Genomic DNA, 25,030 nt, shown 5'->3' with positions numbered 1-25,030 from the left:
GAGACCTCCTGGCCGTCGCGGAGCCGGCTACGACCTATCGTGAACCGGCTAAGACGGTTCTAGCAATTCACCCGGCCGCGCCGCAACCGCCTAAGGTGGTTCCATGCGTGCTGAGTTCCCTGACTTCCGTCTCGGCAAGGTGCTGGCGACCAGCTTCACGGCGACTCTGACGGAGCGCTGTGGTGAACCTGTCGAGCGCATTCCCGTGCCGCACCGGCTCGTCGACTGGCTGGCGGTGAACTGCCTCGCCGTGGACTCCTGCACTCCCGCCCAGCTCGACCTCGCCCGGGAACTGAGGGAGGCGATCCACGCCGCCGCGACAGCCGCCGCGCTCCAGGACGCTCTCCCCGCGTCCGCCGTCCAGGTCATCAACGACTGCAGCGCACGGGGTCGGGCCGCGGCTGTCCTGACGCCCGAAGGCAAGCGGCGATGGCGGCTCAGCCCGGATTCCCGCGTCGAAGACGCCCTCAGCGTGATCGCCGCCGACGCGATCGGCATCCTCTCGGGCGAACGAGACGGAAAACTGGCCCTGTGCGCGTCGCCGACCTGCCGAGCCGCCTTCTTCGACACCAGCCAGAGCCGCACCCGTAAATGGTGCGAGATGAACACATGCGGGAATCGTCAGAAGAAGGCGCGCTTCAACCGGCGCAAGGACTCCGGACAAGAGGACTGATCGTCACCTGACCGCACGCGCCGGGGTGGGCCGGGGACGCCGGCCGGGAGCTCTTCGACTCGCCCCCGGTGACGACGCGCGGGGACGTTCGCGCGCGCCCGACGGGCGTCGCCTACCTCCCGCCCCGCCATCGGGCGCCCATCACTCCGGCACCGACCAGGGCCACACCCGCGACAACCCCGGCCGCAAACACCCGCCCCATGCCGAACCCCGCCCCGGTCACCGAAGCCGCCGCAGCGGTCAGCACCACCCCGGCTCCCGCACAGGCCGCGAGCGTCTCTCCCCACACCCGCGCAGCCCCGCGCCCCCACCTCCACGGCCACGTCTCGCTCGCCACCAGGTACGCGACCAACAGCCCTGCCACCCCGGCCCTCTCCCACCAGCTCGGATCCCCGTTCGCCGCGACCACCACCACGCCGCACGCCAGCGCAGTCGTCCGGTGCCGCACCAGAGCGTGCGGGAGGCGCACCGACTCCAGCGACGGCCGCCGGTCCACCGCCGGCGCCGCCCACACCGCGAGGGCGACCGCGCAGCCGAACAGCACCGCCTGCCGCCCCCCGCCCATCGTCGCCCACGGCCGCCACGCCACCACGACGGCCGCCACCGCGAGCACCCGCACCGGCAAGGTCCCGAGCCAGTACCCCGCGTACTCCCGAAGGCCCACTCGCGCATCGAGCACCGTCATCGGCCCCGCCCCCGGCTCTCGATCCGCCCCGACAGCAACGGCGCCAACGCCAGATCCAACGACTCGCCCACCACGTGCCGCAGCACCGGCACCCCGCTGTCCCGCAGCGCGAACCGCATCGCGTCCCGGTCCGCGTGCCACAGCCGCAGCCCCAACTCGCCCGCCATGTCACCGGGTTCGACCCGCGGGTCCCCGCTCGGGATCTCCACGACGACCGGCCGGCGTCCCCGCCCCTGAAGATCCCGCAGCACCTTCAGCACCCGTGCGTCGCTCAACGGAGTGAACACGTACACGAGCGCCCCTTCCGGCAGCGCGGGCGGCGGCACCCGCTCCAGTCCGGGTCCGTCGAACCGCCGGTCCTTGCGGACGTCGAGGACGCTCTCGACGATGCGGTAGAACGCCGCGTCCCCGGTCCCCGGCGTCAGCCATCGCGTGGTGCCCCCGGTCGAGACGACCCCCACCCGGTCATGGGTGCGCAGATAGGCCCGGGCCAGTCCGGCCGCGGCGCGTACGGTCTCGTCCAGGGACGACACCCCGGTCACCGGGTCGACGACGTCCCCGAACGCGTCGAGCAGCATCACCGTGTCGGCGGCCCGCTCGGCCGCGAACCGGTGCAGCTGCACGGCCCCGCGCCGCGTCGTCGACGGCCAGTGGATCCGCCGCTGCCGCTCCCCGGGCACCCACGGTCCCACCCCGACGACCTCGACACCCTCTCCGGCCTGCAACGAGGCATGCTCACCCAGCCGCTGCGGCAGCCGCGCCGGGATCGGCGTGAACCGGGCCTGCGTGGCGAGCGGGAACACGGACACCTCGGCCGCCTCGACCCGCACGGTACGGCGCACGGTGCCCCCGGCGTCGTACACGTCGAGGTCCACCGGACCGAGCGACCAGCGCCCCCAGCGCAGCGCGGTGTGACGCAGCGTCACCGAGGACGGGCCGACCGCGACTTCGTCCAGCCGCAGGCCCGGACCGAGCGTGACACCGGGGTCGAGACGGACGGCACCGCCGTCGTGGGCCACCGAGACACGGACGGTGACGGTGTCGCCCTCGAAGCAGCGCCTCGGTTCGACGGTCAGCGACGTCTCGATACGACGGGCGTACGCGCGCGGCAGCGCGAGCGCGAGCAGCACCAGCGGCGCCGCCGCGAGCGCGAGCAGCCACGCCCGGCCCGTGAGCAGCGCGGCGGACATCGCGACGAGGGCGACGGTCAGCAGGCGCAGCGTCCGCTCGCCCGGGCGCGGCCCGCCGGGCGGCGTGCGCGGCGGCTGCGTCGGCGAGGTACGCCCCTCCAGGGCGCGGACCACCGCGGCACTCGGCCGCGGCGCGGGCACGGTCACGACGACACGGCGGCCGTACGCCGCGTGGACGGTGTGCCGACGCTGTCGACGATCTCGCGCAGCACGTCGTCCGTGGACACCTCGCGCACCCACAACTCGGGCCGCAGGGACACCCGGTGGGCCAGCGCGGGCACCGCGAGGTGCTTGATGTCCTCCGGGACGACATAGTCCCGGCCGTCCAGCACGGCGCGGGCGCGTGCCAGCTGGACCAGGGCGAGTCCACCGCGCGGCGAGGCGCCGATGCCGATCTGCGGGTGGTCGCGGGTCGCGCCGACCAGCGCGACGGCGTACTCCAGCAGGTCGTCGTCGATCTCCACGCGCTCCACGACGGCCCGCCACGCCAGGACGTCGTCCGGTCCCGCGAGTGTGTCGAGCACGGCCTCCGGCGTGGCCCGGTCGATCCGGGCCCGCAGCATCGCCAACTCCTCCCGGGCGGCCAGATACCCCATCCGTACGCGCAGCTGGAACCGGTCGAGCTGCGCCTCGGGAAGGGAGTAAGTGCCTTCGTACTCCACCGGGTTGGCGGTCGCGATCACCAGGAACGGATCGGCGAGCGGCCGGGTCTCGCCGTCCACGGTCACCTGCGACTCGGCCATCGCCTCGAGCAGCGCGGCCTGTGTCTTGGGCGGCGTCCGGTTGATCTCGTCGGCGAGCAGGAGGTGCGTGAACACGGGGCCCGGACGGAACACCATCTCGCCGGTGCGCTGGTCGTACAGCGGCGCCCCGGTGACGTCCGACGGCAGCAGGTCGGGCGTGAACTGGATGCGACGGAAGTCCAGGCCGAGCGTCGTGGCGAAGGACCGCGCGAGGAGCGTCTTGCCGAGCCCCGGCAGATCCTCGACGAGAACGTGCCCGCCGGCCAGCACGGCCAGCATCACGTGTTCGAGCGCGTCCGGCTTGCCGACGACGGCGCGGCCGATCTCGCGCAGTACGGCACCGGCCTGCTCGCCGACCTGCCCGGCGGTGCGCGGCTGAGGCGTGGAGGGACTCGTCACGTCGCATCTTCCTTACGCATACGGGGGGTACGAGTGCGGGGTGCGCCGAGTGCTTCGAGCCGGTCGACGAGGCGGCGCAGCACGTCGACGGGAACGTCACCGTCGGGTCCGGTCCGGGGCGGCTCGGGTCCCAGCCACGGCCACAGTTCCGGCCCGATCAGCTCGGCGGCGCGCTCCGGCTGCTGCTCGAGCGAGACATGGTGGTGCTCGGCGAGCGCGGCGGCGTACAGGCGGCGCAGGTCGGGCCGGAGCACCGCGCGGTAGTAGAGGGCGCCGTCGGGCCCCGTGGCGGTGTGGATGTTCCGTCGCCATTCGCCCATGCCCGGCGCCCGCGTCCCCAACAGCCGTACCTCGTCCCGACGTCCGGGATCGAAGGCGCCCGCCCCGGCGACGTACCGGGCGACCACCAGCGCAGCGACGACGAGCACGGCCACGACGGCACCGGCCGCCTCGGGTCCGTCGAGCAGCAGGACGAGCAGGACACCGGATCCGGCGACCGCCCCGCCGAGCAGCCCGAGCCGGCGCAGCGGGAGCAGGCCCGGCTCCGGAGTCCGGTCGGCGGTCCGGTTCACCACGCGGTCTCCCGGTCCTGGAGCAGCGAGGCGATGTCTTCCAGGGCCTCGGCGGCGGCCTCGCGGTGCGGGGCGCCCATCGGGTGGGAGGAGTAGCGGGCCTCGCGGAACAGCGCGGTGAGACGAGGCGCCGCCGGGCTCGGGGCGAGGCCCGCGGCGGCGGCGCGGGTGAGCAGGTCGGCGGGGCTGTCGGAGGCGTGCCGCTGCACGCCGGACGCGACGAGGGCGTCCTCCATCGCGGCGTAGCAGGCGATGACGGCCGCCCGGGCGTCACCGGCGTCGGCCAGAGCGCGCCGGCCCGAGCGCACGGCGGACAGGAGCAGACGCGCGTCGTCTTCCTCCGTGGGACCCCCCGAAGGGCTGGGGCGCGGCGGCACCGTCAGCCCGAACCGTCGCAGCCGCCGCACGACGGCCACCGTGACGACCACGACGACGAGTACGGCCAGCAGACCGAGCAGGAGGTACAGCGGCAGGGACAAGGCGTCCCCCGAGCCCTTGTCGGGCGTCGACCTGTCGCGGGCCGGCGGCAAGGAGGGGGGCGTCACGGGGGAGGGCCGGACGTCCAGCGGTGTGGGCGGTGTGCTGTCGTGCGTGAACCGGTGCAGGACCAGGGCCAGGACGCCGATGACGACCGGTCCGGCGAGCAGCAGCGGCACGGCGGCCTCGCGCAGGCGCTCCTCGCCCGGCGGCAACGCGGTACGGTCGGCGCCGATCCGGGGGCGAAGGCGCTCGGCGACGCGCACGACCCCCACCGTCCAGGCGACGGACAGCCCGATCGCGACGATGCCCCAGTGGCCGAGCGGCCCCTTGCCGGAGTGCAGCAGCCCCTCGCCGGGCCGCAGCACGAGCGCGGCGACGGCCAGCGCCCCGACGACCCCGGCGGCGACGACCGCTCCGGGCATCGCCCGGCGCCCCTCCCGCTCCCCGTGCTCCATGCATTCCCCCGCTGAAGCCTGCCCCCGAACGTCAGTTCACCGTATCCTGGCACATCCCGACCGCCCCACCCAGGACACGGCTCGGCCGGGGCTCCTGGCAGGTGGTGGGGCGTTGTGCCGCCGGTGAGCGCCTGTGCGCCCCGCAAGCCCACTGCCGAACACCGGCCGCGCGCCGCACGGTCGTACGCATGGGGGCTACCGGGCAAGGGGAGTGCGTGGGCCGCGGGGACGGCAGCGGATGCCCGTACGGGGCAGTACTGACGGTCGACACGGGTGTGGAGTACCGCTGTGACGACTGCCGGCACCACTGGGAGCTGGACGAGACGGAGCCGGACCGGCGGGCGCGGGAGGACGATGCGCTGACCCGGCCCCTCGGTGACCCCGGCGAGGCAGGCCACGGCACCGCGGCGTAGTCGCCGGTCTTCCGGGCGTGCTGGTCACCCTGGCAGCGGTGTGTCGGCCACTGACCACGTGCCGTGCGGGTGATCGTGGCTGCCTGCAGTGGGAAGAGCGATGAGTTTCCGAAGAGTGCCGGGTCTATGGGTGTGACGGTCGCCGAAGCACGCCCGAAGACGATCGCCCGCCCCCACCGGTCTCCCGCACTCGAGGAGCACGACATGACCGCGACCTACACCTTCGACGTCTTCTCCAGCCTCGACGGCTACGGCGCCGCCGGCGCCGACTGGACCGGCTACTGGGGCAAGCAGGGCCCCGAACTGCTCGACCACCGCCTTGCCCTGTACGACTCGCACCAGCGGATGGTGTTCGGGGCCAACACCTATCGGCTGTTCGCGCGGATGCTGGCCGAGAGCACCGAAGAGTCCGACGTGCGTGATCCCTGGGTCACCCGGATGAGGAGCCTGCCGGCGACCGTGATCTCGACGACCCTGGCAGGACCCCTCGACTGGCCGGACGCGACCGTCGTGAGCGGTGACGCCGTCGACGTCGTCGCCCGGCTCAAGAAGGAGTCCGACGTACCGTTGCGCTCGCACGGCAGCCTGTCGATGAACCGGGCACTGATGGCCGCCGGCCTGGTCGACCGCTTGCAGGTGACGCTCTACCCCGTCATCACCGGTCGGAGCGGGCTGGACCCGGTCTTCCAGGATGCGGCCGACTTCGACCTGGAGCTGATCGAGCACCGGACCCTGGACGGCCACATCCAAGAGCTCACCTACCGGCCCACCCTTCACTGACGGAGTTCACCCGTACCGGAGCGGAGTCGCGGTGCGACGGGAAGGGTGCTGTGCTGGGAGGGGTACGCAGGGGAGTTCACTGATGGGTCGTCTCCGGGCTTCCGTCCTCGTCTCCGCCCGGTCGCCCGCACCGACCGGAGCGCGAGGGGGGCTGCTGCCGACGCGGGATCTCGCGGTCGCGTGGTCGCTGGTCGTCCTGATCGCCGCGCCCGCCTGGATACTCACCGTCGGGCAGGCCCGGGACATGGGGGTCGAGCCCGGCACGATGGGGATGGCACTGCCGCTGTTCCTGTTGCTCTGGGTGACGATGATGGCGGCCATGATGCTGCCGTCCATGGCGCCGGTGGCCCTCACCTGGGCACGGGGGATCGGACGGCGCTCGTCCGGGTGGGGCCGGGCGGGGCGCACGCTGGAGTTCGTGGGCGGATACCTGCTGGTGTGGACGGCGTTCGGGCTGGTCGCCTATGGGGCACTGGCCTTCACCGGAGACCTGGTGGACGATCATCCGGCTGCGGGGCGCTGGATCGGATCGGTGGCCTTCCTGCTGGCGGGCCTCTACCAGCTCGGGCCCCTCAAGAACGTCTGTCTGCGGCACTGCCGCGACCCCATGAGTCAACTGGTGCGCTACGCCGGGTTCCGGCAGCCGGCCCGCGATCTACGGGTGGGTGTTCACCACGGCGGCTACTGCGTCGGCTGCTGCGCCGGGCTGATGGTCGTCCTCGTGCCCCTCGGCGTGATGAACGTGGCGGCGATGGCCGGGCTGGCGGTGGTGATCTTCGTGGAGAAGCTCTGGTCACGGGGGCCGCTGCTCGCCGGAGCGGTGGGCGTCGTCCTCCTCGTCCTCGCCGTGCTGGCGCCGTTCCAGGACTGGCTGCTGCCGGGACTGCAGGAATCGGCTCCTTCGATGGACGGCATGTGAACACGTGCGGCACGCTGGAAGGAGAGGCCGTCTCGCGATCCGCGTGCGGGCCCGGGACGTGCGGTCTCGCCACTTGGCAGGAGCTCCCTCGGACTCGACGGGAGGCAAACGAGATGACGGAACAGGTCACCACCGGGACGCGCTGGCATCTGGCCGGCGACTGGTTCGACGTGTGCAATTGCGCCGTACCGTGCCCGTGCACGTTCGCTCAGCCCCCGACCTACGGTGACTGCGAAGGTGTGCTGGTCTGGCACATCCGCGAGGGCAACTACGGCGACGTACGGCTCGACGATCTCAACGTCCTGATGCTGGGCGTCTTCACGGGCAACATGTGGGCCGGCGAGCACAGTGACGCGTACGCCGCGGTCTTCCTCGACGAGCGCGCCGACGAGCGGCAGCGCGGCGCGCTCGGGACGGTCTTCGGAGGCGAGGCGGGCGGCTGGCCGGCGCGGTTCGGTGAGATGCTCCGGCCCGAGATACGCGGCATGGACACCGCGCCGATCCGCGTGGAGATCGACGAGGACCTGGCCACCTGGCGCGCCGAGATTCCGGGGCGGGTCACGGCCACCGCCGAGGCGCTCACCGGCCCGACGACTCCGGAAGGCGCCCGCGTCCAGGTCCACAACGCCCCGGGCGCCGAGGTCGGGCCGGGCCAGGTCGCCACCTGGGGCCGGGCCACCACCGACCGCGCGGACGCGTTCGGCTTCTCCTGGGAACACTCGGGAAAGTCGAGCAAGTACTTCCCGTTCGACTGGACGGGACCCGACTGAGAGCGGAGCCGAGAACAGCGCGGGGCAAGCAGGGTTCCGAGACCGTCAGTCGGTGTTCGCGCCGGATGGGCCGAGGGGGGAACGGCAGCGATCCACGATTCCCTCGACGATTCTCATCAGACGGTCCCCCGCCTGATCGATGCTTCCGTTCTGCGTGCTGACCTGCGCGCCTTCGAGTACGAAGGTGATCTCGGCTGCCGCCTGCTCGGGGTCGGGCAGCCCGGCCTCGGCGCACATGCCGACCAGCCTGCGGGTCTGGCGGGCCTTGTGCCCCTCGATCACTTGCCGTGCGGGATGGGAGCGGTCGGGCAGTTCGGCGAGGGAGTTGATGAACGGGCAGCCTCGGTGCGAGACGGCCGGCAGCCCCTCGGCGATGAAGCGGGCCAAGCCCAGGATCTGCTCCCTGGGCTGACCGGGGTATGCGGTCCGGACCCGGTCGAAGGCCGCCTGGTAGTCGGCGGAGACGATCCGCATCCACTCCGCGACCAGCGCGTCTTTGCTTTCGAAGTGCCGGTAGACCGCCATCTTGGTCGTCTCGGCCCGCTCGGCGATCGCCTGGACGCTCACCCGCCGGATCCCCTCGCTCTGGAAGAGCTCTTCCGCCGCGTCGAGGATGCGCTCCCGAGGGGGCAGTTTCGCCACCCTGCTCGGCCTTCCGGCGGTCGATGCCATGACTGCTCCGTGACGTCGGGTCGGGTGCGGGGCCCCAGGCTCCATTGCCCCTACGGTACCAGCCCGTCCCGTGCGATACCGTTGAGTATCATCCGGTACTCAAGGGTATCTTTCGTCGTTGCGCTGGGAGTGGGAGTGGGAATGAGAGTTTCCGAGTACGTGGACTTCGACGCGGTCGGGCTCGCGGAGCTGGTGGCCAAAGGTGAGGTGAGCCCCGCCGAACTGCAAGCGGCCGCGCGTGAGGCCGCGCAGGTGGTCAACCCGCGGATCAACGCCATCGTGGAGACCTGGCCGGCCGACGACGAGCCAAGCCCCGGCAGCACACCGCTGGCCGGAGTCCCTTTCCTGATCAAGGACATCGGAGTCTCCATGGCCGGGCGGCGCACCGAACTGGGCAGCCGCCTCGCGGCCGGCAACGTCGCGCGCGCCGACTCCTCCCTGATGCTGCGCTTCCGTCGCGCCGGCCTCGTGACGTTCGGGCGTACCGCGACACCGGAGATGGCCTACAGCATCACGACGGAACCAGTCCTGTACGGCCCGACCCGCAACCCGTGGGACCTGGAGCGGAGTGCGGGCGGATCGAGCGGGGGCGCGGCCGCGGCCGTCGCTGCCGGGGTCGTTCCCCTCGCGCACGGCACCGACGCCGCCGGCTCGCTCCGCATCCCCGCCGCCTGCAACGGCCTCTTCGGACTGAAGCCCACCCGTGGCCGGGTCTCCATGGGTCCCGACTTCGACGAGCTCTTCAACGGCCTGGCCGTGCACGGCAGCGTCAGCCGCACGGTACGCGACAGCGCGGCGCTGCTCGACCAGATCCGCGGCCCCGAACCGGGCGACCCCTACTTCGCTCAGCAGCCGTCCCGGCCGTACGCGGAGGAAGTCGCCCGCCATCCGGGCTCCTTGCGGATCGGTGTCCTCACCCGGGCATGGGGCGGACGCCGCACCACCACACCGGTGTCCGACGCGCTCTCGCGCACCGTGCGGCTGCTCGAATCCCTCGGCCACCGGGTGGAGGAGGTCACGGTCGACCTCGGGGTCGGCTGGGAGGAGTTCGTGCTCGCCCACGCCCGCCTGTTCACGGCGAACCTGGCGGCCTCGGTCGACGAGCTGGCCGACGCCTTCGACCGGCCCGTCGACTCCTCGACCCTCGAACCGGTGACCCTCGCCGGCTACCACTACGGGCAGCGGGTCGGCGGCGCCGAGTTCGTCACCGCTCTCACGATCCGCAACCGGGTGGCCCGGAGCCTGGCACGGTACTTCGATGTCCACGACATGCTGCTCACTCCGACCTTGCCGGAGCTTCCCGTGTCCTTGGGTACCTGTGCCGACGGCGCAGAGGCGCTGGACGGGCTCGGCTGGATGCGTCGCGTCCTCGACCGCTCGCCGTTCACCATGCCGTTCAACACAGCGGGCACGCCCGCCATGTCCGTGCCCCTGACGGCCGACGCAGGGACGGGGCTCCCGATCGGCATGCAGTTCGCCGCCGGATACGGCCGCGAAGGCCGTCTCTACCGCCTCGCCGGGCAACTCGAACAGGCGAGCCCGTGGTCGGGCCGGACCCCCATGGTGTGGGCAGGGGACCACGCGGGCCACTGACCAGGGCGCTCGCAGCGCCTTCGTCCGGCCGGGCAAGACCCTGTGAAGTCGGAACCTACTCTGTCGGGGTCTCCGACAGGACGCCCGGACGTGTATCGGCGACGGCCGGCCGTCGTTCCTCGTGCCGGCCCAGCGCCGCGAGGGCCAGGGTCACGGTGACGGATGCGGCCGCCATCAGCGTCATCGCCGCGGCCGGTGACGTGAGTTGGGCCAGGGTGCCCGCGAGGACGGCGCCGACGCCCTGCAGCGCCGTCATGCCGGTGGCGTGCAGGCCGAGAGCCTGGCCCGCAAGGTCGTCCGGGGTGAGCTTCATCAGGCGTTCCTGCAGGACCAGGCTCGCGGCGAAGCCGACGGAGGCGACGGTGACCGCCACGGCCGACAGCGCCACTCCCGGCCGCAGGACGAAGAACAAGTAAGGGACGGCCAGCAGCAGGCGCAAGGGGGTCGCGAGACGGCGGCGCACCGTGGCCGGCACCAGACGGCCCACCGCCATGTCCCCCACGAACATGCCGAGCGCCCCGAACGCGTACAGCGTGCCGGCGGCTTCGGGGGCGTAGGAGACGTAGAGCGAATCGCCGCCGACGATCAGGCCGTTGGGAACCCACAGACCGAGGTACGTCAGACGACGGGAGCGTGAGGACCACAGGAAGGCGTTGGTGCGCCAGGTCGCCGAGACGGACGGGCGGCCCGAGGAGCGTGGCGGCCGGGCCGTGAGACCCAGGTGGGTGACGAGCGCCGACACGACGTACACCGCCGCCGCGAGCAGCAGGCAGGCACGGGGGGACAGGAGCACCAGCAGAGCGCCGCCCGTCGCGAAACCGGCCATCTGCATCAGGCCCCAGAGCATGTTGTACACCGAACGACCGAGGACATAGCCGTCCTTGGACAGGATCTCGTTCATCAGCCCCCCACGCACCCCACCGCCCAGCGACGCGACCAGGCCCTGCAGCAGTACGACGGCGAAGACCGCCCGGACGGGCAGACCGGGCAACGCCAGCACCGCCGTACCGGCCGCGAAGGCGAGACCGAGACCGGACAGGACCGCCCGTGGGGGCAGGCGGTCGGCGCCCGAGAGCAGGAACACACCCCCCAGCAACTGCGCGAGCTGCGGCCCGAACATGCTCACCGCCGACAGGAACGGGGAGCCGGTGGCCCGGAACACCAGCGTGCCGAGGGCCAGGCCGCCGATCGTCTGGGCCGCGGCGAAGGCGGCGAAGGAAAGCAGGAACGGAGTGAACTCCGGGGTGCGGAACAGGGAGCGGTAGCTGCGCATGCGTCGAAGTCTCGGATCGGCCGGGGCGGCGTGTGTACTGTTTCGCCGACACGCGAAAGGTCGTACGTATGGGCTTGTGGCAGATCGGCACCGACACCCTCGCCCGCAGCCGGTTCGTGCTCTCGCCGTTCGCCGAGACGTTCGCGAGCCTGAAACTGCTGCACGCGGGGACCGGTGCCCACCAGGGCGAGGAGGCCTGGCTGCACACGCACCTGCCCGGTTACCGCGCGCGCCTCGCCGCCGACCCGGTGGCCGCCCCGCTCGTGCGGGCGGCACTCGGCACCTCCTGGATCGCCGACTTCTTCTGCCCCACCTCGTGCATCGGCGAGAGCTTCGAGGAGACCGTGACCCGGGTGCGGGCGACCCCGGCCCGGCAGGCCCGGGCCGACCTCGGAGTGTCTCTCGGCGGCCCGCTCCCCGCCGTGCTGGAGCGGGACGACCTGCCCGAGCGGGCGACCGTGCTCCTGACGTACGTCTGGGACGAGACCGTACGGCCGTACTGGGAGCGCCGGCGGCGCATCCTGGAGGCCGACATGGTCGCCCGCATGGCGCAGGTGAGCCAGGGCGGCTGGGCGGCCGTGCTGGACTCGCTGAAGCCGGGGGCGCGGTGGATCGGGGAGAGCCGCCTCCAGGTCAACCCGAACGCCCGTCCGCCACGGGAGATCGCCGCGGGGGCCGACCTGCTGTTCATGCCGGTCACGCCGAGGACCAGTTGGGTGTCGTGGGAGGGGCAGGAACGGTACGCCGTCGTCTACCCGTGTCTCGGCGTGCTGGCCGACGACCACGACCGCCGGCCGGTACCGGCCGCCCTCGGGGCGCTCATGGGTACCGCGCGGGCGGGACTGCTGGTGCTGCTCGGGACTCCCATGAGTACGACCCAGCTGGTCGCCGTCACCGGGAGGGGCCTGGGATCGGTGGGCGGGCATCTGCGGGTGCTGCTGGAGGCGGGCCTGGTGCAGCGGCGAAGGTCCGGGCGGTCGGTGCTGTACGTCCGTACGGCGGCCGGGGAGGTGCTGGTGAAGGCATCGGGGGCGGGCACCGACGAAGGCGGGGAGCCGGAACAGCGAAAGGCCGGGAGCCCGCCCGTACGAACGCCGTGAGGCTGGACCGAGGAGTTCCGTCCCTCGACCGGACGCTCACGCGCCGCAGCGTGAGCTCCTGCTCGGACCCGCACCTCCGGTGTCGTGCTGCCCCGGACGACCAGCCGGGGCGGGATCGTCAGGTCGGAGTCGGGCACGTCGTTCTCCGGGGCGGGCAGCTTCGTCGCCGCGCGCTTCGTCCCGGGAGGGGCCGGGGGCGGCGCCTCCGACATGGCCAGCCCCCGGTGGTGTGCGCGATCCGTGGCCGTCCGGGCAGGCCGGGGCAGACGCCGGGCGAGGGTTCGACGACGGGGCGGTGATCCAGGGAGCGTCGACGAGCTCGTCGACTGCACCGAGTCGCGGGCGGCGAACATGCGGTTCTTCGGTACCCCTTTCACGCCGTGACCGATCGCACGGTCCGGCCCGACGGCGGACTTGATAGCCTCATCGGGCCAGTCGAGCCACACCCGAGGCCAGGGAATCCGGTGCGAATCCGGAACTGACGCGCAGCGGTGAGGGGGACGGGCGGGGCACTACGCCACTGGGAGACCGGGAAGGCGCCCCGACCGGACGAACCCGAGTCCGAAGACCTGCTGGCACCTCCGCACCCCGGCGTGGAGGAACGTCCGTAGGCCAGGCTCCGCGTACGAGCCCCGACCCCAAAGGCATGCCCGTGCTCCGCAGCCCCGCCCTTCACCGCACTCCGGCCCTTCTCCTCTCGTCCGCCCTGCTGCTCACCGCCTGCGGCTCCTCCGGCGACGACGACGCGAAGCCGGAGAGGACCTCTGCCGCCGGCTACCCGGTCACCCTCGACAACTGCGGCCACAAGGTCACCCTGAAGTCGGCCCCGAAGCGGGCCGTATCCCTCAACCAGGGCACCACCGAGATCCTGCTCTCCCTCGGCCTCGCCGACCGCATGGCCGGTACGGCCACCTGGACCGACCCGGTGATGAAGGGCCTGGAGAAGGCGAACGCGACCGTGCCCCGGCTCGCCGACAACAACCCCTCCTTCGAGAAGGTCCTGGACGCCGAACCCGACCTCGTCACCGCCTCGTTCGTGTCCACCCTCGGCAAGGGCGGGGTCGCCACCCGCGACCAGTTCGAGAAGCTCGGCGTGCCCACCTACGTATCCCCGTCCGACTGCTCGGCGGGCAAGGACAACGACAGCGGCGGCGACGGATCGCGCAGCGAGCCGCTCACCCTGGAAACCGTCTACGGCGAGATACGCGACCTGGCCCGCGTGTTCGGCGTCGAGGAGCGCGGCGAGAAGCTCGTCGCGGACCTGCGGCAGCGGGTGAGCACGGCCACCGCGGGACTGGGCGCCTCGGACGTCTCCCTCATGTACTGGTTCGCCAACTCCCAGTCGCCCTACCTGGCCGGCTGCTGCGGCGCGCCCGGCGCCATCACCCGCGCGGTCGGCGCGAAGAACGCCTTCGCCGACACCCATGACGAATGGCCCCAGATCAACTGGGAGACCGTCGCCGACCGCGACCCCGACGTCATCGTGATCGGCGACCTGACCCGAAAGCAGCAGACCGCCGAGACGGCCGAGGCGAAGATCCGCTTCCTGGAGACCGACCCCGCCACCCGCAATCTCACCGCGGTGAGGAAGAAGCGGTACGTCCTGCTCAGCGGGCAGGCGATGAATCCGTCCGTCCGGACGATCGAGGGGATCGAGAAGGTCGCGGCCGGGCTGCGCGACTTCGGGCTCGCCAAGTGAGCACCCGCAGCCTGCTGCTGACCGGCGGCGGCCTGGCGGCGCTGATCGCGTCGATCGCCGTGGCCGTGACGATCGGACCGGCCGACATCTCCACCGGCGACGTGTGGGCCGCCGTCGCGGCCCATCTCGGCCTCGGTGAGAGCACCTTGGCGCCGCTGCGGGACGGAATCGTGTGGAACCTGCGGATGCCGCGCACCCTGCTCGCCGCCGTATGCGGGGCCGGACTCGCGGTGTGCGGCACGGTCATGCAGTCGCTGCTGCGCAACCCGCTCGCCGACCCCTTCGTCCTCGGGGTCTCCTCGGGCGCGTCCACGGGAGCGGTCGCCGTGGTCGTGCTGGGCGTCGGCGGGGGAGCGGTGTCCCTGTCGGCAGGCGCCTTCCTCGGGGCCCTGCTCTCCTTCGGCCTGGTGCTGCTGCTCAGCCACACCCTCGGCGGCAGCACCGACTGGGTCGTGCTGTCCGGGGTGGCGGCCATGCAGCTGTTCTCCGCGCTGACCTCGTTCATCGTCCTCACCTCGGCGGACGCGGAGACGACCCGAGGCGTGCTCTTCTGGCTGCTCGGCTCGCTCACCGGTGCCGACTGGGGACAGGTACTGCTCTGCGCCGTCGCCCTGGCCGTGGTCCTCGTCATCTGCCTCGGGTACGCCCGTACGCTCGACGCGTTCGCCTTCGGCGACGAGGCCGCCGCCGGACTCGGGGTCCAGGTCGCCCGCACCCGCCTGGTCCTTCTCTCCCTGACCGCGCTCCTCACCGCCGCCCTGGTCAGCTGCGCCGGCGCGATCGGCTTCGTCGGCCTCGTCCTCCCGCACGCCACCCGTGCCCTCACCGGCTCCGGGCACGCCCGCCTGCTCCCGGTGACGGCGTTGACCGGAGCCGTCTTCCTGGTCTGGGTGGACACCGTCGCCCGCACCGTTCTCGACCCCCAGGAGGTTCCCGTGGGCGTGGTGACGTCCCTCATCGGCGTGCCGGCGTTCGTGGCCGTCCTCTACCGCGGACGGAGAAGGGCATGAGCAGCCTGCACGCGGACCGCGTCGTACGGCGCACCGGCGACAAGGTCGTCGTCGACGGCGTCACCCTCACCCTGCGCCCCGGCGAGACCGTCGGCTTGCTCGGCCCCAACGGCTCGGGCAAGACGACGCTGTTGAGGCTGCTGTCCGGGCTCCTGGCGCCCAGTGCCGGAGTCGTGACCCTGGACGGGCGCCCGCTCACCGAGGTCGGCCGCCGATCCGCCGCCCGCCGGATCGCCACCGTCGAGCAGCACGCCCACACCCAGACCGAACTGACCATCCGGGACGTCGTCGCCCTCGGCCGCATCCCACACCGCCGAGCCTGGACCCCGCCGACGGCGGCGGACGCGGAAGCCGTCACCCAGGCCCTGCTGCGCACCGGACTGACCGACCGGGCCGGTCAGTCCTGGCACAGCCTCTCCGGCGGCGAACGCCAGCGGACCCAGATCGCTCGTGCCCTCGCCCAGGAACCCCGTGAACTCCTCCTCGACGAACCCACCAACCACCTCGACATCCAGCACCAGCTCGACCTCCTGGAACTGATCGCGAGCCTGCCCGTCACCACCGTGATCGCCCTGCACGATCTCAACCTCGCCGCGATGTACTGCGACCGTGTCCTCGTCCTCCGCGACGGCCGCGCGGTCACCGAGGGCACCCCGGCCGAGGTCCTCACACCCACCCTCATCGCCCAGGTCTACGGCGTCCACGCCGAGGTCACCCACGACCCCGGCCACCCTGTGATCCGCTTCCTGCGCCCGGCCGCCCGGGAAGAATCTCCCCGGAAAGGGGGTGGGACGAGCGATGCCTCGACAGCGCCCTGAAGCGGCTGACACGGACCGCACCGCCGCCGGACCGGCACCGTGCCGCGTCGTCGTCTGCCGGGACTGCTGCTGCGGCACTTCGAAAGTCACCGGTGTGGATCACGACCGGCAACTCGCGCGCCTCGCCGAGGAGGTGCCCGTCCGCGTCTCCGACTGCCTCGACGTGTGCGAACACGCCAACGTGATCGTCGTCCAGCCCTCCGCCGCGGCCCGCGCCGCAGGGGCCCGCCCCGTCTGGCTCGGCCTCGTCAACGACCCCGGCGCCACGGAGGACATCGCCGCCTGGGTCCGGGCCGGCGGTCCCGGCACCGCCCCCTGCCCCGACATCCTCGACCTCTACGTCTTCACGCCACCCCGCAGAGCACGCTGAGTGCGGAAAGCCGATCCGGTCACGTGGTGGTCAGCCGGGTGCTTGCCGCCCACGGGCAGCGTGCGGTGGTACGGCCACACCCGTGGACTCCCGCACCACGAGACGGGGCGTGAGGGTCTCGGACTGGATGTCCTGCCCCGCGATGCGGCGTATCAGCAGGTCGACGGCCCGGCGACCCTGCTCGGCCACGGGGGAGTGAACGCTGGTGAGCGGCACGGGAAGTTCCGCCGCCAGGGGCGTGTCGTTGTAGCCGGCCAGTGCGAGGTCGCGCCCGAGTCGCAGTCCGAGGTCACGGGCGGCGCCCGCGGCTCCGATGGCCGCGAAGTCGTTCACGGCGAAGAGGGCGGTCGGCCGGTCCTGTGACGTGGTGAGCAGGTGGAACGCGGCGCGGCGTCCGCCGGCCGTGTCGAAGGCCGAGTGCACGACACGCTGTGCCGGCAGCGGCACGCCCGCCTCCCGGTAGTACTCGACGAACCCCTGGGCCCGGTCCGCTCCGGTGCTGGCGAAGGGTTCTCCGGCGATGACGCCGACGCGGGTGTGCCCCAGATTCAGCAGATGCTCGGCGACCAGCCGGCCCCCCAGCCGGTCGTCACAGGTGACGGAGGTGTGCCCGGCATCGGTGCGGCGGTTGACGAGGACGAAGGGGGTGGTCCGCAGGGCGGGCAGGGTGAGGGCGGCGCCGTCCAGGTGCGCATCGCCGATGATCACACCGTCGACACGGCGGGCCAGCACCATGGCGATCCGCTCCTGTTGGAGGGCAGGATCGTCGTGCGTGTTCGTGACGAACGCCGACAGGCCGTGCGCCGACGCGGCCTCCTCGGCGCCTTCGTAGATCGTGGCCATCACGATCTCGGACAGTCGCGGCACGAGGACACCGATGAGGTTGCTCCGGCGGGTGCGCAGACCTGTCGCCAACGGGTTCGGCCGGTAGCCGAGTTGGTCCGCGAGCTCCCGGATGCGGCGGGCGGTGTCGCCCGACGCCGCGCGGGTGCTGTCGTTGTGCGACCCGTTGAGCACCCGCGAGACGGTCGACACGTGCAATCCGAGTCGCTCGGCGATGCCCTGGAGCGTCACTGGACCTTCGGCCGCCATGACCGCACCCCGCCCTTCGTCCACTGTCCCGCCCGTGCTTGCGGTGGCACCCATTGTCGCGTACGCCGACGAGGCGAGGCCCGCCGCGGTGCCGGAGCCGGCGCGTGCCGGGCAGCGAGGGCTGAGCGGGTTTCCCCAAACGTTTGGCGCAAACGTTTGGGCACGTGCATACTGACGCCGGACGGGCACCTCAACTCTCATGGCCGACAGCTCAGTTGGGTCGGCTGGTCGACTAAGGGGCGAAATGGAACGGGTGGATTTCCCCGATCAGGTGATCGCGGCGTTCCGGGAAGCGGCCCGGGGCACCGGCTGGGGCGAGGCGTGCTACAGCGTCGGGGGGCGAATGCGCGGTGGCTCCTGGTTCGCCCTGATCGCATCCTTGCTCTTCGCGGTTGTCATCGGTGGCCTGACGACCTGGTTGCTGGTCTTCCTGTGGCCCGAGGTCCCGTTCCAGGGCGTCATGGCGTTGTCGTTCGGTTACCTCATGACCCTTCTGACGCTGTGGCTCGCCTGGGCGTACCGGCCCGGCGCCCGCCACCCGGCGACCTGGGTCGTCGTCTGGGAGGAAGGGCTGGCGTGGCTTTCGGAGGGCGGCGCACCGGTGGTCCTGGCCTGGAACGAGATCGCGGGAGCCTGGCACACCGTGACGTCGGTGCGGGACCAGTACGGCAAGGAGTTCCGACGGGACCACAGGCTGGAGGTCCAGCCCGCGGCGGACCCCGCCCTCCGCGGCCGGCTCCGGCTCGATCCCGGCTTCCCCTGTGTGGCGGAGATAGCCGCGTTCGTCACGGCGCGGGTGTACGCGCCCTGAGAGGCGTCAGGCCGCGGCGAAGGCCTGACGTGGCGCTCCCCCTGCCGGTCATGAGCACGTCGGCCGCCCGGACCCGGTGGAGGCGAATGAGGATGTCGTAGGCCCGCCCGAGGGCGAGGGCGAGGGCGGGCAGGGAGGCGGGGGTGAAGGTGGAGCCGGCGTCGTACGTCGGCCGGGCGCGGCCGAGCCAGGTGCGTGCCGCGGCGGGCGCGGTCCGCAGCCCCCACCAGGAGGGAGAAGCCGAGGCCCGAGTGGGTGGCCGCGCCGAGTCTCCGGCTCGGATCACCGGGTGGTGACCTTCTGGACGGTGGTGTCATCGGGGCTCAACCGGCGTCCGTCGGCGGACAGTACCTCCAGGGGGCGCAGGCGCTGTTCCTGGCGGCGGTCGACCAACTGTGAGTGCGGTTCGCCGGGTGCGAAGAAGTTCTGTTCGCCCCATTGACGCAGCGCCACGATGACGGGGAAGAGTGCCTTGCCCTTCGGGGTCAGCGTGTATTCGCGGTAGGCGCTGCCGTCCGAGGCGGGGACGGATTCGAGGATCCCGCCGGCGACCAGGGTGCGCAGACGCGCGGTGAGGATGTTCTTCGCCACGCCGAGGCTGCGCTGGAACTCCCCGAAGCGCCGGCTTCCGTCGAAGGCGTCCCGCACGATCAGCAGGGACCACCAGTCGCCGATCGCGTCCACCGACCGGGCGACGGGACATTCGCTGTCGTCGAAGCGTGTTCTGCTCACCATGGCGTCCCTCAATCTCACGATGGTTGCAACATGCTACCAGCTCGGTTACCGTCACTTCTGGTAGCAAGATGCAACCAGATGTGCGGAGAGGCGGATGCTGATGCCCGACAGCGGTGAGGCTGTGACACCACGGACCGCAGTCCGAAGCGAGAAAGGCTCCGCCTTCGTCCTGTCCCGTGGCGTCGTTCTCCTGTTCGCCATCGCCTGTGGCGCCGCGGTGGCCAACGTCTACTTCTCTCAGCCGCTCCTGGTGACCATGGGCCACGACCTGGCCATGAGCCCGGCACTCGTCGGCAGCGTGGTCACCCTCACGCATGTCGGATACGGGTTGGGACTCTTCCTTCTCGTGCCGCTCGGCGACGTGGCCGACCGCAGACGGCTCATCGTGGCCCAACTGCTGCTCCTGGTGGCGGCGCTGGCCGTGGTGGCCACCGCCCGCACGGCGGCGATCCTGCTCGCGGGCATGGCAGCGGTGGGGCTCCTCGCGGTCGTCACGCAGACGCTCGTGGCCTTCGCGGCATCACTGGCCCCGCCCGCCGAGCGCGGACGGGTCGTCGGCCTGGTCACCGGCGGCGTGGTCATCGGCATCCTGCTCGCCCGCACCGCTTCCGGACTCCTGGCCGACATGGCGGGCTGGCGCTCCGTCTACCTCGCGTCAGCGTCGCTCACCGCTCTGCTCGCCCTGGTCCTGCACCGAGTGCTGCCGCGCCACGGTGACGCTCAGCCGACAACTCTGCGCTACGGACAGCTCCTGCGCTCCACGATCACCCTGTTCGCGCGGGAACGGCTACTGCGGCTCAGAGCCCTGTTCGGTCTGCTGATCTTCGCCGCCTTCAGCACCCTGTGGAGCAGCATCGCGCTGCCGCTGAGCGCGGCCCCGTACTTCCTGTCCCACGGCGCGATCGGCATGCTGGGGCTGATCGGTGTCGCCGGCGCTCTGGCCGCGACCGTGGCGGGCCGCCTGAACGACCGTGGACTCTCCCGGAGGACCACCGGCATCGCCCTGGCACTGCTCGTCGCCTCGTGGCTGCCCCTGTCCTTCACCCGCAGCTCGCTCTGGGCCCTGATCGTGGGAGTGATCCTTCTCGACCTCGCCGTGCAGGCGGTCCATGTCACCAACCAGACCCTGATCTACACGCTGCACCCGGACGCGGGCAGCCGGCTGATCGGCGGATACATGGTCTTCTACTCGATCGGCAGCGCCACCGGTGCCATCGCCGCGACCTCCCTGTACACCCTGGCCGGCTGGGCCGCCGTATGCGCACTGGGTGCCACGTTCAGCTGCCTCGGACTGGTCCTGTGGGCGTTCACCCGGCACGGCGTCCCGGACCGATCGGACCGTCCGGCTCCCCGCTCGGCAGAGGGGTGAGCTCCGCCTCGACAGAGCCCGGTCCGTGGCCGGCGGTCCCTCGACGCCGGGGCGCGTCAGGGAACCAGCACCAGACGCCCGCGCATCCCGCCCGCCGCGAGCCGGTCGTGTGCCTCGGCGGCGCGCTCGAGAGGCAGGGTATCGGCGACCCGCAGCGTCAGGCCCATGGCGGCGAGCTCGGCCAGCGCGGCCCCGTCGGCGCTGATCCACTGCTGGTGGACCCGGATGCCGCGCAAGGGGAGCGGGGCCGAGCCGCCGACCACCGTGGCGAAGGCGCCTTTGGTGCGGACGGCGGCCAGGGCACGGATGCCGTGCCCCGCGGTGTCGAGCGCGCCGTCGGCGCCGCCCGGTACCAGGCGGCGGACATCGGACGCGAGGTCGGACGCGTCGCGGCCGACGACCCACTCGGCGCCGAGGCCGCGGACGAACTCCTCGTCCGCGGAACCCGCTTGGGCGACGACGCGCAGACCGCGCCGTACCGCCAGCTCGACCGCGAAGCCGCCGACCGCCCCGGCGGCTCCGGTCACCAGCACGGTGTCGCCCGCCACGAGACCGAGCAGGTCGAGCGCCTGGAGCGCGGTGAGGCCGTTCAGCGGCAGCGTCGCCGCGGCCGCGGCAGTGGCGTCGGGCGGTGCCGGGGCGACCGCCGTGGCGTCCAGGACGAGGTACTCGGCGTAGGCGCCCAGGGACACGTCGAGCAGGTCGCGCAGCCCGATCACCCGCTGCCCCGGCACGAACGCCGTCACCCCCGCGCCGAGTCGGTCCACCACGCCCGCGACGTCCCATCCGATGCCTGTGCACTCGCGCGCGGCCATCAGCCCGGCCTCGACGAGCGCGCCGGAACGGGTGACCAGATCAACGGGATTGACGGTCGCCGCCTCCACACGGATCCGTACCTGCCCGGAACCGGGCTCCGGCAGAGGCACCATCACCGTCTCGAGTACCTCAGGCCCGCCGTAACCGCGGGCCACCACCGCCCGCATCTTCTCTTCAGCGCTCATGTCGCCCACCGTAGGAAGCGCTACTCTCCATCGGGAAGTACGCACTTCACGGTGCGTACGGCACCGAGAGGAGTGCGTCATGCCCACCCGCACGGCCGCCCAGCGACGGGCCGAGGCCGGCGTCGCCTACGACGCCTACCTCGCCGAATGCCCCGCCCGTCAACTGCTCGACCGCATCTCCGACAAGTGGGTGAGCCTCGCCGTCAACGCGCTCGCGGACGGGCCGCAGCGGTACACCGAACTGCAGCGCCGGCTGGCGAGCGTGAGCCAGAAGATGCTCACGCAGACGCTGCGTCATCTGGAACGCGACGGGCTCGTGTCGCGGACCGTGACCCCCTCCGTCCCAGTCCGCGTCGAGTACGCGCTCACTCCGCTCGGCCGCTCGCTGCTGCCGGTCATGCGCGCGATCAAGGACTGGGCCGAGGAGCACATGGACGAGGTACGCGCCGCCCGCGTCACCTACGACACACCGGACTGACGGCCCAGGACGGGCGGTCCGCAGCGATGTGTCCGTCGGAGGGTGACGGGGCGACGGCCGCTGTATTGCGGCCGTGTGTCAGGATCCGCGTCGCTGCCCGCTGTGCTGGTGCTGCGGCGCCCGCATGTGCTTCCCTGGCCTCATGACCGTGCTCGTGACCCGCCGCCACGTCGACTACGTGCGTGTCACCACCACGGGTTGTACCGCTCAGAGCTGACGTCTCGCTCGAGCCTCCGGCCCGCCTCTCCTCCGCGCCGCACCGACCGCTGCCCCGTCCGGGCGCGGTGTTCGGTCACGCGCTTCATCCCCCGCGCCGTCGGCGCGCCGCGATGCCCTTACGCGGTGCGCACCCGCGCGTTCACGTACCCGCCCTCCGTGCAAGGGAGCAGCACCATGAGCCAGCCGATCGACTCCGTCACCGCCGGTCACACGCCCGACGTGGAGCCCACCGGGCCCGACACATCCGCCTGGTCCTTCGAGACCAAGCAGATCCACGCCGGTGCCGCACCGGACCCGGTGACCGGCGCCCGGGCGACGCCGATCTACCAGACGTCGTCGTTCGTGTTCCGGGACACGCAGCACGCCGCGGACCTGTTCTCGCTCGCCGAGCCCGGCAACATCTACACCCGCATCCACAACCCCACCCAGGACGTCTTCGAGCAGCGCATCGCCGCGCTGGAAGGCGGTGTCGCGGCGGTGGCGCTGGCGTCCGGGCAGGCGGCGCAGACGCTGGCGCTCCTCACGCTGGCCGGCTCCGGTGACCACATCGTCTCCAGCGCCTCCCTGTACGGCGGCACGTACAACCTGTTCCGCCACACGCTGCCCAAGTTCGGCATCGAGGTGACCTTCGTCGACGACCCGGACGACGTGGAGGCCTGGCGGGCGGCGATCCGGCCCGGCACCAAGGCCCTGTTCGCCGAGACGCTGGGCAACCCGCGGGGCAACGTGCTCGACGTCCGGGCCGTGGCGGACGTCGCGCACGAAGCCGGCGTCCCGCTGATCGTGGACAACACCGTGCCCACGCCGTATCTGCTGCGGCCCATCGAGCACGGCGCCGACATCGTCGTCCACTCGGCGACCAAGTTCCTCGGCGGCCACGGCACCACCATCGGGGGCGTCGTCGTCGACGGCGGGACCTTCGACTTCGGTGCCCATACCGAGCGCTTCCCCGACTTCACCGAGCCCGACCCCAGCTACCACGGCCTGCGGTACTGGCCCGCGCTGGGCCCCGGCGCCTTCGCCGTCAAGCTGCGGGTCCAGTTGCTGCGCGACCTCGGCCCCGCCCTCTCTCCGCACTCCGCGTTCCTGCTGCTCCAGGGCGTGGAGACGCTCAGCCTGCGCATCGAGCGGCACTCCGCGAACGCCCAGGCCCTGGCGGAATGGCTGGAGCAGCGCGACGAGGTCGCCGCCGTCCACTACCCGGGCCTGCCGTCCAACCGCTGGTACGAAGCCGGTCGGCGCTATCTGCCGCGCGGCGGGGGTGCCGTTCTCGCCTTCGAACTGCGTGACGGTGTCGAGGCCGGCAAGCGATTCGTGGACGCCGTCGAACTGTTCAGCCACCTCGCGAACATCGGTGACGTCCGCAGCCTCATCATCCATCCGGCGTCCACCACCCACAGCCAGCTGGACGAACGGCAGCTGGAGGCCACCGGTGCCTCGCCCGGCCTGGTGCGGCTCTCGGTGGGCATTGAGAACCTCGCCGACCTGAAGGCCGACCTGGAGGCCGGGTTCCGGGCCGCGAAGGGCGCGTCCTGAACACCGTACTGACGCCTTCGCAGGTCCCTCTCCCGCCGGCCTCCGGGGCCTGGCGGGAGGGGGACCCGCCCGGGCGTCGCCAGTGGTACGAGCACGAGACGCCGCTCCGCCTGGAGGCAGGCGGCGAACTGCCCGCCGTGCGGCTGGCCTTCGAGACCTGGGGACAGCTCGCACCGGAGCGCTCCAACGCCGTGCTGGTCCTGCACGCCCTCACCGGTGACAGCCACGTGAGCGGTCCCGCCGGGCCCGGACATCCGACTCCCGGGTGGTGGGACGGGCTCGTCGGACCCGGACGGGCACTCGACACGGACCGCTGGTTCGTCGTCGCCCCCAATGTCCTCGGCGGCTGCCAGGGCAGCACGGGCCCGGCCTCCCGCCGTCCCGACCGACGCCACTGGGGCGGCGACTTCCCGTTCCTGACACAGCGCGACCAGGTCGCCGCCGAGGCCGGTCTGGCGGACGCGCTGGGCATCGACCGCTGGGCCCTGGTGGTGGGCGGCTCGATGGGCGGCATGCGGGCGCTGGAGTGGGCCGTGGCGCATCCCGGACGGGCGGGCGCGCTGCTGCTGCTCGCCACGACGGCCGCCGCGAGCGCCGAGCAGATCGCGTGGGCCGACATCCAGCTGCGTGCCATCCGCTCCGACCCGCACTGGTGCGGAGGGCACTACCACGGCACGGCGCGAGGGCCGCACGCGGGACTCGGTCTCGCCCGGCGGCTCGCCCACGTCACCTATCGCAGCGAGCCGGAACTCCAGGTCCGCTTCGGCCGCTCCCCGCAGGGGGAGGAGGATCCGTGGTCGGGCGGCCGGTACCGGGTCGGGTCCTACCTCGACCATCACGCCGCCAAGCTGGTACGCCGCTTCGACGCGGGCAGCTATGCCGTGCTGTGCGAGGCGATGAACAGCCACGACATCGGCCGCGGCCGCGGCGGTGTACGCGCCGCCCTGGGCCGGGTGACCGCCAGGACCCTGGTGGCCGGCGTCGATTCCGACCGGCTCTACCCCCTCTCGCAGCAGGCGGAGCTGGCCGCGGGCATCGGCACGGCCGACGGCCTCCGGGTCATCGAGTCCCCCTGCGGCCACGACGGCTTCCTCATCGAGGTGGCACAGGTCGCCGCGCTCGTGGAGGAACTCCTGCCGTGAGCCGGCCGGCTCGCCACGTCCCCGGCGGGCCGG

26 protein-coding genes and 1 riboswitch are annotated in these 25,030 nt (G+C 72.3%); of the genes, 16 read left to right on the top strand and 10 right to left on the bottom strand.

What is annotated here, in order from left to right; all coding sequences use genetic code 11:
- Positions 1–103 precede the first annotated feature (103 nt).
- Positions 104–673, top strand: coding sequence for a CGNR zinc finger domain-containing protein (locus ACIRG6_RS07975; RefSeq protein WP_403321521.1), 570 nt, complete (start codon positions 104–106; stop codon positions 671–673).
- A gap of 112 nt (positions 674–785) precedes the next feature.
- On the opposite strand, the gene ACIRG6_RS07970 is transcribed toward ACIRG6_RS07975, so the two are convergent.
- From ACIRG6_RS07970 to ACIRG6_RS07950, 5 genes are read right to left on the bottom strand one after another with little or no spacing between them, the layout of a single operon-like run.
- A complete protein-coding gene (locus tag ACIRG6_RS07970) occupies positions 786–1,358 on the bottom strand; it encodes a hypothetical protein (RefSeq protein ID WP_365023705.1) in 573 nt (190 codons plus the stop codon).
- Complete coding sequence (locus ACIRG6_RS07965) at positions 1,355–2,695, bottom strand: DUF58 domain-containing protein (protein WP_403321518.1); 1,341 nt, start codon at positions 2,693–2,695, stop codon at positions 1,355–1,357. Before ACIRG6_RS07965 ends, ACIRG6_RS07970 begins: the two co-directional genes overlap by 4 nt.
- Complete coding sequence (locus ACIRG6_RS07960; protein ID WP_364821615.1) at positions 2,692–3,690, bottom strand: AAA family ATPase; 999 nt, start codon at positions 3,688–3,690, stop codon at positions 2,692–2,694. The genes ACIRG6_RS07965 and ACIRG6_RS07960 overlap by 4 nt, the downstream gene beginning before the upstream one ends.
- Positions 3,687–4,262, bottom strand: a complete 576-nt coding sequence (locus tag ACIRG6_RS07955) for a hypothetical protein (RefSeq protein WP_364678185.1) — start codon at positions 4,260–4,262, stop codon at positions 3,687–3,689. Before ACIRG6_RS07955 ends, ACIRG6_RS07960 begins: the two co-directional genes overlap by 4 nt.
- Complete coding sequence (locus tag ACIRG6_RS07950; RefSeq protein ID WP_403321515.1) at positions 4,259–5,197, bottom strand: DUF4129 domain-containing protein; 939 nt, start codon at positions 5,195–5,197, stop codon at positions 4,259–4,261. The genes ACIRG6_RS07955 and ACIRG6_RS07950 overlap by 4 nt, the downstream gene beginning before the upstream one ends.
- 215 nt (positions 5,198–5,412) lie before the next feature.
- On the opposite strand from ACIRG6_RS07950, the gene ACIRG6_RS07945 reads away from it, so the two are divergent.
- From ACIRG6_RS07945 to ACIRG6_RS07930, 4 genes are all read left to right on the top strand, one after another.
- Positions 5,413–5,610: a hypothetical protein gene (locus tag ACIRG6_RS07945; protein WP_403321513.1), complete on the top strand. Its 198-nt coding sequence runs from the start codon at positions 5,413–5,415 to the stop codon at positions 5,608–5,610.
- A gap of 204 nt (positions 5,611–5,814) precedes the next feature.
- Entirely contained in the window at positions 5,815–6,390 is a 576-nt protein-coding gene (locus ACIRG6_RS07940) for a dihydrofolate reductase family protein (protein ID WP_364678177.1), read from the top strand.
- An 82-nt stretch (positions 6,391–6,472) separates the two neighbouring features.
- Positions 6,473–7,309 carry a DUF2182 domain-containing protein gene (locus ACIRG6_RS07935; RefSeq protein WP_364678175.1) on the top strand — a complete coding sequence of 279 codons (837 nt, stop codon included), beginning with the start codon at positions 6,473–6,475 and terminating at the stop codon, positions 7,307–7,309.
- A gap of 113 nt (positions 7,310–7,422) precedes the next feature.
- Positions 7,423–8,079 (top strand): DUF1326 domain-containing protein, encoded by a 657-nt coding sequence (locus ACIRG6_RS07930; RefSeq protein ID WP_364678172.1) that lies wholly within the window; start codon positions 7,423–7,425, stop codon positions 8,077–8,079.
- Between the two features lie 45 nt (positions 8,080–8,124).
- Here the strand turns inward: ACIRG6_RS07930 and ACIRG6_RS07925 are convergent, their stop codons facing one another.
- A complete protein-coding gene (locus tag ACIRG6_RS07925) occupies positions 8,125–8,751 on the bottom strand; it encodes a TetR/AcrR family transcriptional regulator (RefSeq protein ID WP_364678169.1) in 627 nt (208 codons plus the stop codon).
- 141 nt (positions 8,752–8,892) lie between these two features.
- Between ACIRG6_RS07925 and ACIRG6_RS07920 the strand changes: the two genes are divergently transcribed.
- Complete coding sequence (locus ACIRG6_RS07920) at positions 8,893–10,344, top strand: amidase (RefSeq protein ID WP_364821607.1); 1,452 nt, start codon at positions 8,893–8,895, stop codon at positions 10,342–10,344.
- 55 nt (positions 10,345–10,399) lie between these two features.
- Here the strand turns inward: ACIRG6_RS07920 and ACIRG6_RS07915 are convergent, their stop codons facing one another.
- On the bottom strand, positions 10,400–11,617 hold the full coding sequence (locus tag ACIRG6_RS07915; protein WP_364678164.1) for an MFS transporter: 1,218 nt from the start codon (positions 11,615–11,617) through the stop codon (positions 10,400–10,402).
- Positions 11,618–11,685: 68 nt separating this feature from the next.
- Here ACIRG6_RS07915 and ACIRG6_RS07910 point away from each other — a divergent pair, with 68 nt between their 5' ends.
- The 5 genes from ACIRG6_RS07910 (at position 11,686) to ACIRG6_RS07890 (ending at position 16,614) form a co-directional block, all read left to right on the top strand.
- Entirely contained in the window at positions 11,686–12,717 is a 1,032-nt protein-coding gene (locus ACIRG6_RS07910) for an ArsR/SmtB family transcription factor (RefSeq protein ID WP_364678161.1), read from the top strand.
- 415 nt (positions 12,718–13,132) lie between these two features.
- Positions 13,133–13,308: riboswitch (cobalamin riboswitch) on the top strand.
- A 55-nt stretch (positions 13,309–13,363) separates the two neighbouring features.
- Entirely contained in the window at positions 13,364–14,416 is a 1,053-nt protein-coding gene (locus ACIRG6_RS07905; protein WP_364678158.1) for an ABC transporter substrate-binding protein, read from the top strand.
- The gene (locus ACIRG6_RS07900) at positions 14,413–15,426 is read left to right on the top strand and encodes a FecCD family ABC transporter permease (RefSeq protein WP_403321508.1); all 1,014 of its coding nucleotides are present in this window, start codon (positions 14,413–14,415) and stop codon (positions 15,424–15,426) included. The genes ACIRG6_RS07905 and ACIRG6_RS07900 overlap by 4 nt, the downstream gene beginning before the upstream one ends.
- Entirely contained in the window at positions 15,423–16,244 is an 822-nt protein-coding gene (locus ACIRG6_RS07895; RefSeq protein WP_403321505.1) for an ABC transporter ATP-binding protein, read from the top strand. The genes ACIRG6_RS07900 and ACIRG6_RS07895 overlap by 4 nt, the downstream gene beginning before the upstream one ends.
- Complete coding sequence (locus tag ACIRG6_RS07890; RefSeq protein WP_364678149.1) at positions 16,225–16,614, top strand: (2Fe-2S) ferredoxin domain-containing protein; 390 nt, start codon at positions 16,225–16,227, stop codon at positions 16,612–16,614. The genes ACIRG6_RS07895 and ACIRG6_RS07890 overlap by 20 nt, the downstream gene beginning before the upstream one ends.
- 30 nt (positions 16,615–16,644) lie before the next feature.
- Here ACIRG6_RS07890 and ACIRG6_RS07885 read toward each other — a convergent pair whose 3' ends face one another.
- Positions 16,645–17,706 (bottom strand): LacI family DNA-binding transcriptional regulator, encoded by a 1,062-nt coding sequence (locus ACIRG6_RS07885; RefSeq protein ID WP_364821599.1) that lies wholly within the window; start codon positions 17,704–17,706, stop codon positions 16,645–16,647.
- A 244-nt stretch (positions 17,707–17,950) separates the two neighbouring features.
- Between ACIRG6_RS07885 and ACIRG6_RS07880 the strand changes: the two genes are divergently transcribed.
- Positions 17,951–18,517, top strand: coding sequence for a hypothetical protein (locus ACIRG6_RS07880; protein ID WP_364678144.1), 567 nt, complete (start codon positions 17,951–17,953; stop codon positions 18,515–18,517).
- 282 nt (positions 18,518–18,799) lie between these two features.
- Here ACIRG6_RS07880 and ACIRG6_RS07875 read toward each other — a convergent pair whose 3' ends face one another.
- Positions 18,800–19,252: a winged helix-turn-helix transcriptional regulator gene (locus ACIRG6_RS07875; protein WP_318216834.1), complete on the bottom strand. Its 453-nt coding sequence runs from the start codon at positions 19,250–19,252 to the stop codon at positions 18,800–18,802.
- Positions 19,253–19,346: 94 nt separating this feature from the next.
- Here ACIRG6_RS07875 and ACIRG6_RS07870 point away from each other — a divergent pair, with 94 nt between their 5' ends.
- Positions 19,347–20,621, top strand: coding sequence for an MFS transporter (locus ACIRG6_RS07870; protein ID WP_403321501.1), 1,275 nt, complete (start codon positions 19,347–19,349; stop codon positions 20,619–20,621).
- Between the two features lie 56 nt (positions 20,622–20,677).
- Here ACIRG6_RS07870 and ACIRG6_RS07865 read toward each other — a convergent pair whose 3' ends face one another.
- A complete protein-coding gene (locus tag ACIRG6_RS07865) occupies positions 20,678–21,622 on the bottom strand; it encodes an NADP-dependent oxidoreductase (protein ID WP_403321499.1) in 945 nt (314 codons plus the stop codon).
- 79 nt (positions 21,623–21,701) lie between these two features.
- Between ACIRG6_RS07865 and ACIRG6_RS07860 the strand changes: the two genes are divergently transcribed.
- The 3 genes from ACIRG6_RS07860 (at position 21,702) to metX (ending at position 24,997) form a co-directional block, all read left to right on the top strand.
- Positions 21,702–22,100, top strand: a complete 399-nt coding sequence (locus ACIRG6_RS07860) for a winged helix-turn-helix transcriptional regulator (protein ID WP_239766688.1) — start codon at positions 21,702–21,704, stop codon at positions 22,098–22,100.
- 393 nt (positions 22,101–22,493) lie between these two features.
- Complete coding sequence (locus ACIRG6_RS07855; RefSeq protein ID WP_364678134.1) at positions 22,494–23,855, top strand: bifunctional o-acetylhomoserine/o-acetylserine sulfhydrylase; 1,362 nt, start codon at positions 22,494–22,496, stop codon at positions 23,853–23,855.
- Positions 23,852–24,997, top strand: coding sequence for a homoserine O-acetyltransferase MetX (gene metX / locus ACIRG6_RS07850; protein WP_364678347.1), 1,146 nt, complete (start codon positions 23,852–23,854; stop codon positions 24,995–24,997). Before ACIRG6_RS07855 ends, metX begins: the two co-directional genes overlap by 4 nt.
- Positions 24,998–25,030: the final 33 nt, after the last annotated feature.

This window comes from Streptomyces flaveolus, from assembly GCF_044765825.1.
GTDB classification, from domain to species: Bacteria; Actinomycetota; Actinomycetes; order Streptomycetales; family Streptomycetaceae; genus Streptomyces; species Streptomyces flaveolus.
This window is presented reverse-complemented; position numbering and strand designations above follow the sequence as displayed.

What these genes read in the sequence shown, in the direction of transcription:
- ACIRG6_RS07880 (WP_364678144.1), top strand. Translation starts at nt 17,951, where the DNA reads ATGGAACGGGTGGATTTCCCCGATCAGGTGATCGCGGCGTTCCGGGAA.
- ACIRG6_RS07935 (WP_364678175.1), top strand. Translation starts at nt 6,473, where the DNA reads ATGGGTCGTCTCCGGGCTTCCGTCCTCGTCTCCGCCCGGTCGCCCGCA.
- ACIRG6_RS07930 (WP_364678172.1), top strand. Translation starts at nt 7,423, where the DNA reads ATGACGGAACAGGTCACCACCGGGACGCGCTGGCATCTGGCCGGCGAC.
- ACIRG6_RS07920 (WP_364821607.1), top strand. Translation starts at nt 8,893, where the DNA reads ATGAGAGTTTCCGAGTACGTGGACTTCGACGCGGTCGGGCTCGCGGAG.
- ACIRG6_RS07865 (WP_403321499.1), bottom strand. Translation starts at nt 21,622, where the DNA reads ATGAGCGCTGAAGAGAAGATGCGGGCGGTGGTGGCCCGCGGTTACGGC.
- ACIRG6_RS07915 (WP_364678164.1), bottom strand. Translation starts at nt 11,617, where the DNA reads ATGCGCAGCTACCGCTCCCTGTTCCGCACCCCGGAGTTCACTCCGTTC.
- ACIRG6_RS07860 (WP_239766688.1), top strand. Translation starts at nt 21,702, where the DNA reads ATGCCCACCCGCACGGCCGCCCAGCGACGGGCCGAGGCCGGCGTCGCC.
- ACIRG6_RS07875 (WP_318216834.1), bottom strand. Translation starts at nt 19,252, where the DNA reads ATGGTGAGCAGAACACGCTTCGACGACAGCGAATGTCCCGTCGCCCGG.
- ACIRG6_RS07895 (WP_403321505.1), top strand. Translation starts at nt 15,423, where the DNA reads ATGAGCAGCCTGCACGCGGACCGCGTCGTACGGCGCACCGGCGACAAG.
- ACIRG6_RS07975 (WP_403321521.1), top strand. Translation starts at nt 104, where the DNA reads ATGCGTGCTGAGTTCCCTGACTTCCGTCTCGGCAAGGTGCTGGCGACC.
- ACIRG6_RS07855 (WP_364678134.1), top strand. Translation starts at nt 22,494, where the DNA reads ATGAGCCAGCCGATCGACTCCGTCACCGCCGGTCACACGCCCGACGTG.
- ACIRG6_RS07940 (WP_364678177.1), top strand. Translation starts at nt 5,815, where the DNA reads ATGACCGCGACCTACACCTTCGACGTCTTCTCCAGCCTCGACGGCTAC.
- ACIRG6_RS07890 (WP_364678149.1), top strand. Translation starts at nt 16,225, where the DNA reads ATGCCTCGACAGCGCCCTGAAGCGGCTGACACGGACCGCACCGCCGCC.
- ACIRG6_RS07885 (WP_364821599.1), bottom strand. Translation starts at nt 17,706, where the DNA reads ATGGCGGCCGAAGGTCCAGTGACGCTCCAGGGCATCGCCGAGCGACTC.
- ACIRG6_RS07950 (WP_403321515.1), bottom strand. Translation starts at nt 5,197, where the DNA reads ATGGAGCACGGGGAGCGGGAGGGGCGCCGGGCGATGCCCGGAGCGGTC.
- ACIRG6_RS07870 (WP_403321501.1), top strand. Translation starts at nt 19,347, where the DNA reads ATGCTGATGCCCGACAGCGGTGAGGCTGTGACACCACGGACCGCAGTC.
- ACIRG6_RS07970 (WP_365023705.1), bottom strand. Translation starts at nt 1,358, where the DNA reads ATGACGGTGCTCGATGCGCGAGTGGGCCTTCGGGAGTACGCGGGGTAC.
- ACIRG6_RS07905 (WP_364678158.1), top strand. Translation starts at nt 13,364, where the DNA reads ATGCCCGTGCTCCGCAGCCCCGCCCTTCACCGCACTCCGGCCCTTCTC.
- ACIRG6_RS07910 (WP_364678161.1), top strand. Translation starts at nt 11,686, where the DNA reads ATGGGCTTGTGGCAGATCGGCACCGACACCCTCGCCCGCAGCCGGTTC.
- ACIRG6_RS07925 (WP_364678169.1), bottom strand. Translation starts at nt 8,751, where the DNA reads ATGGCATCGACCGCCGGAAGGCCGAGCAGGGTGGCGAAACTGCCCCCT.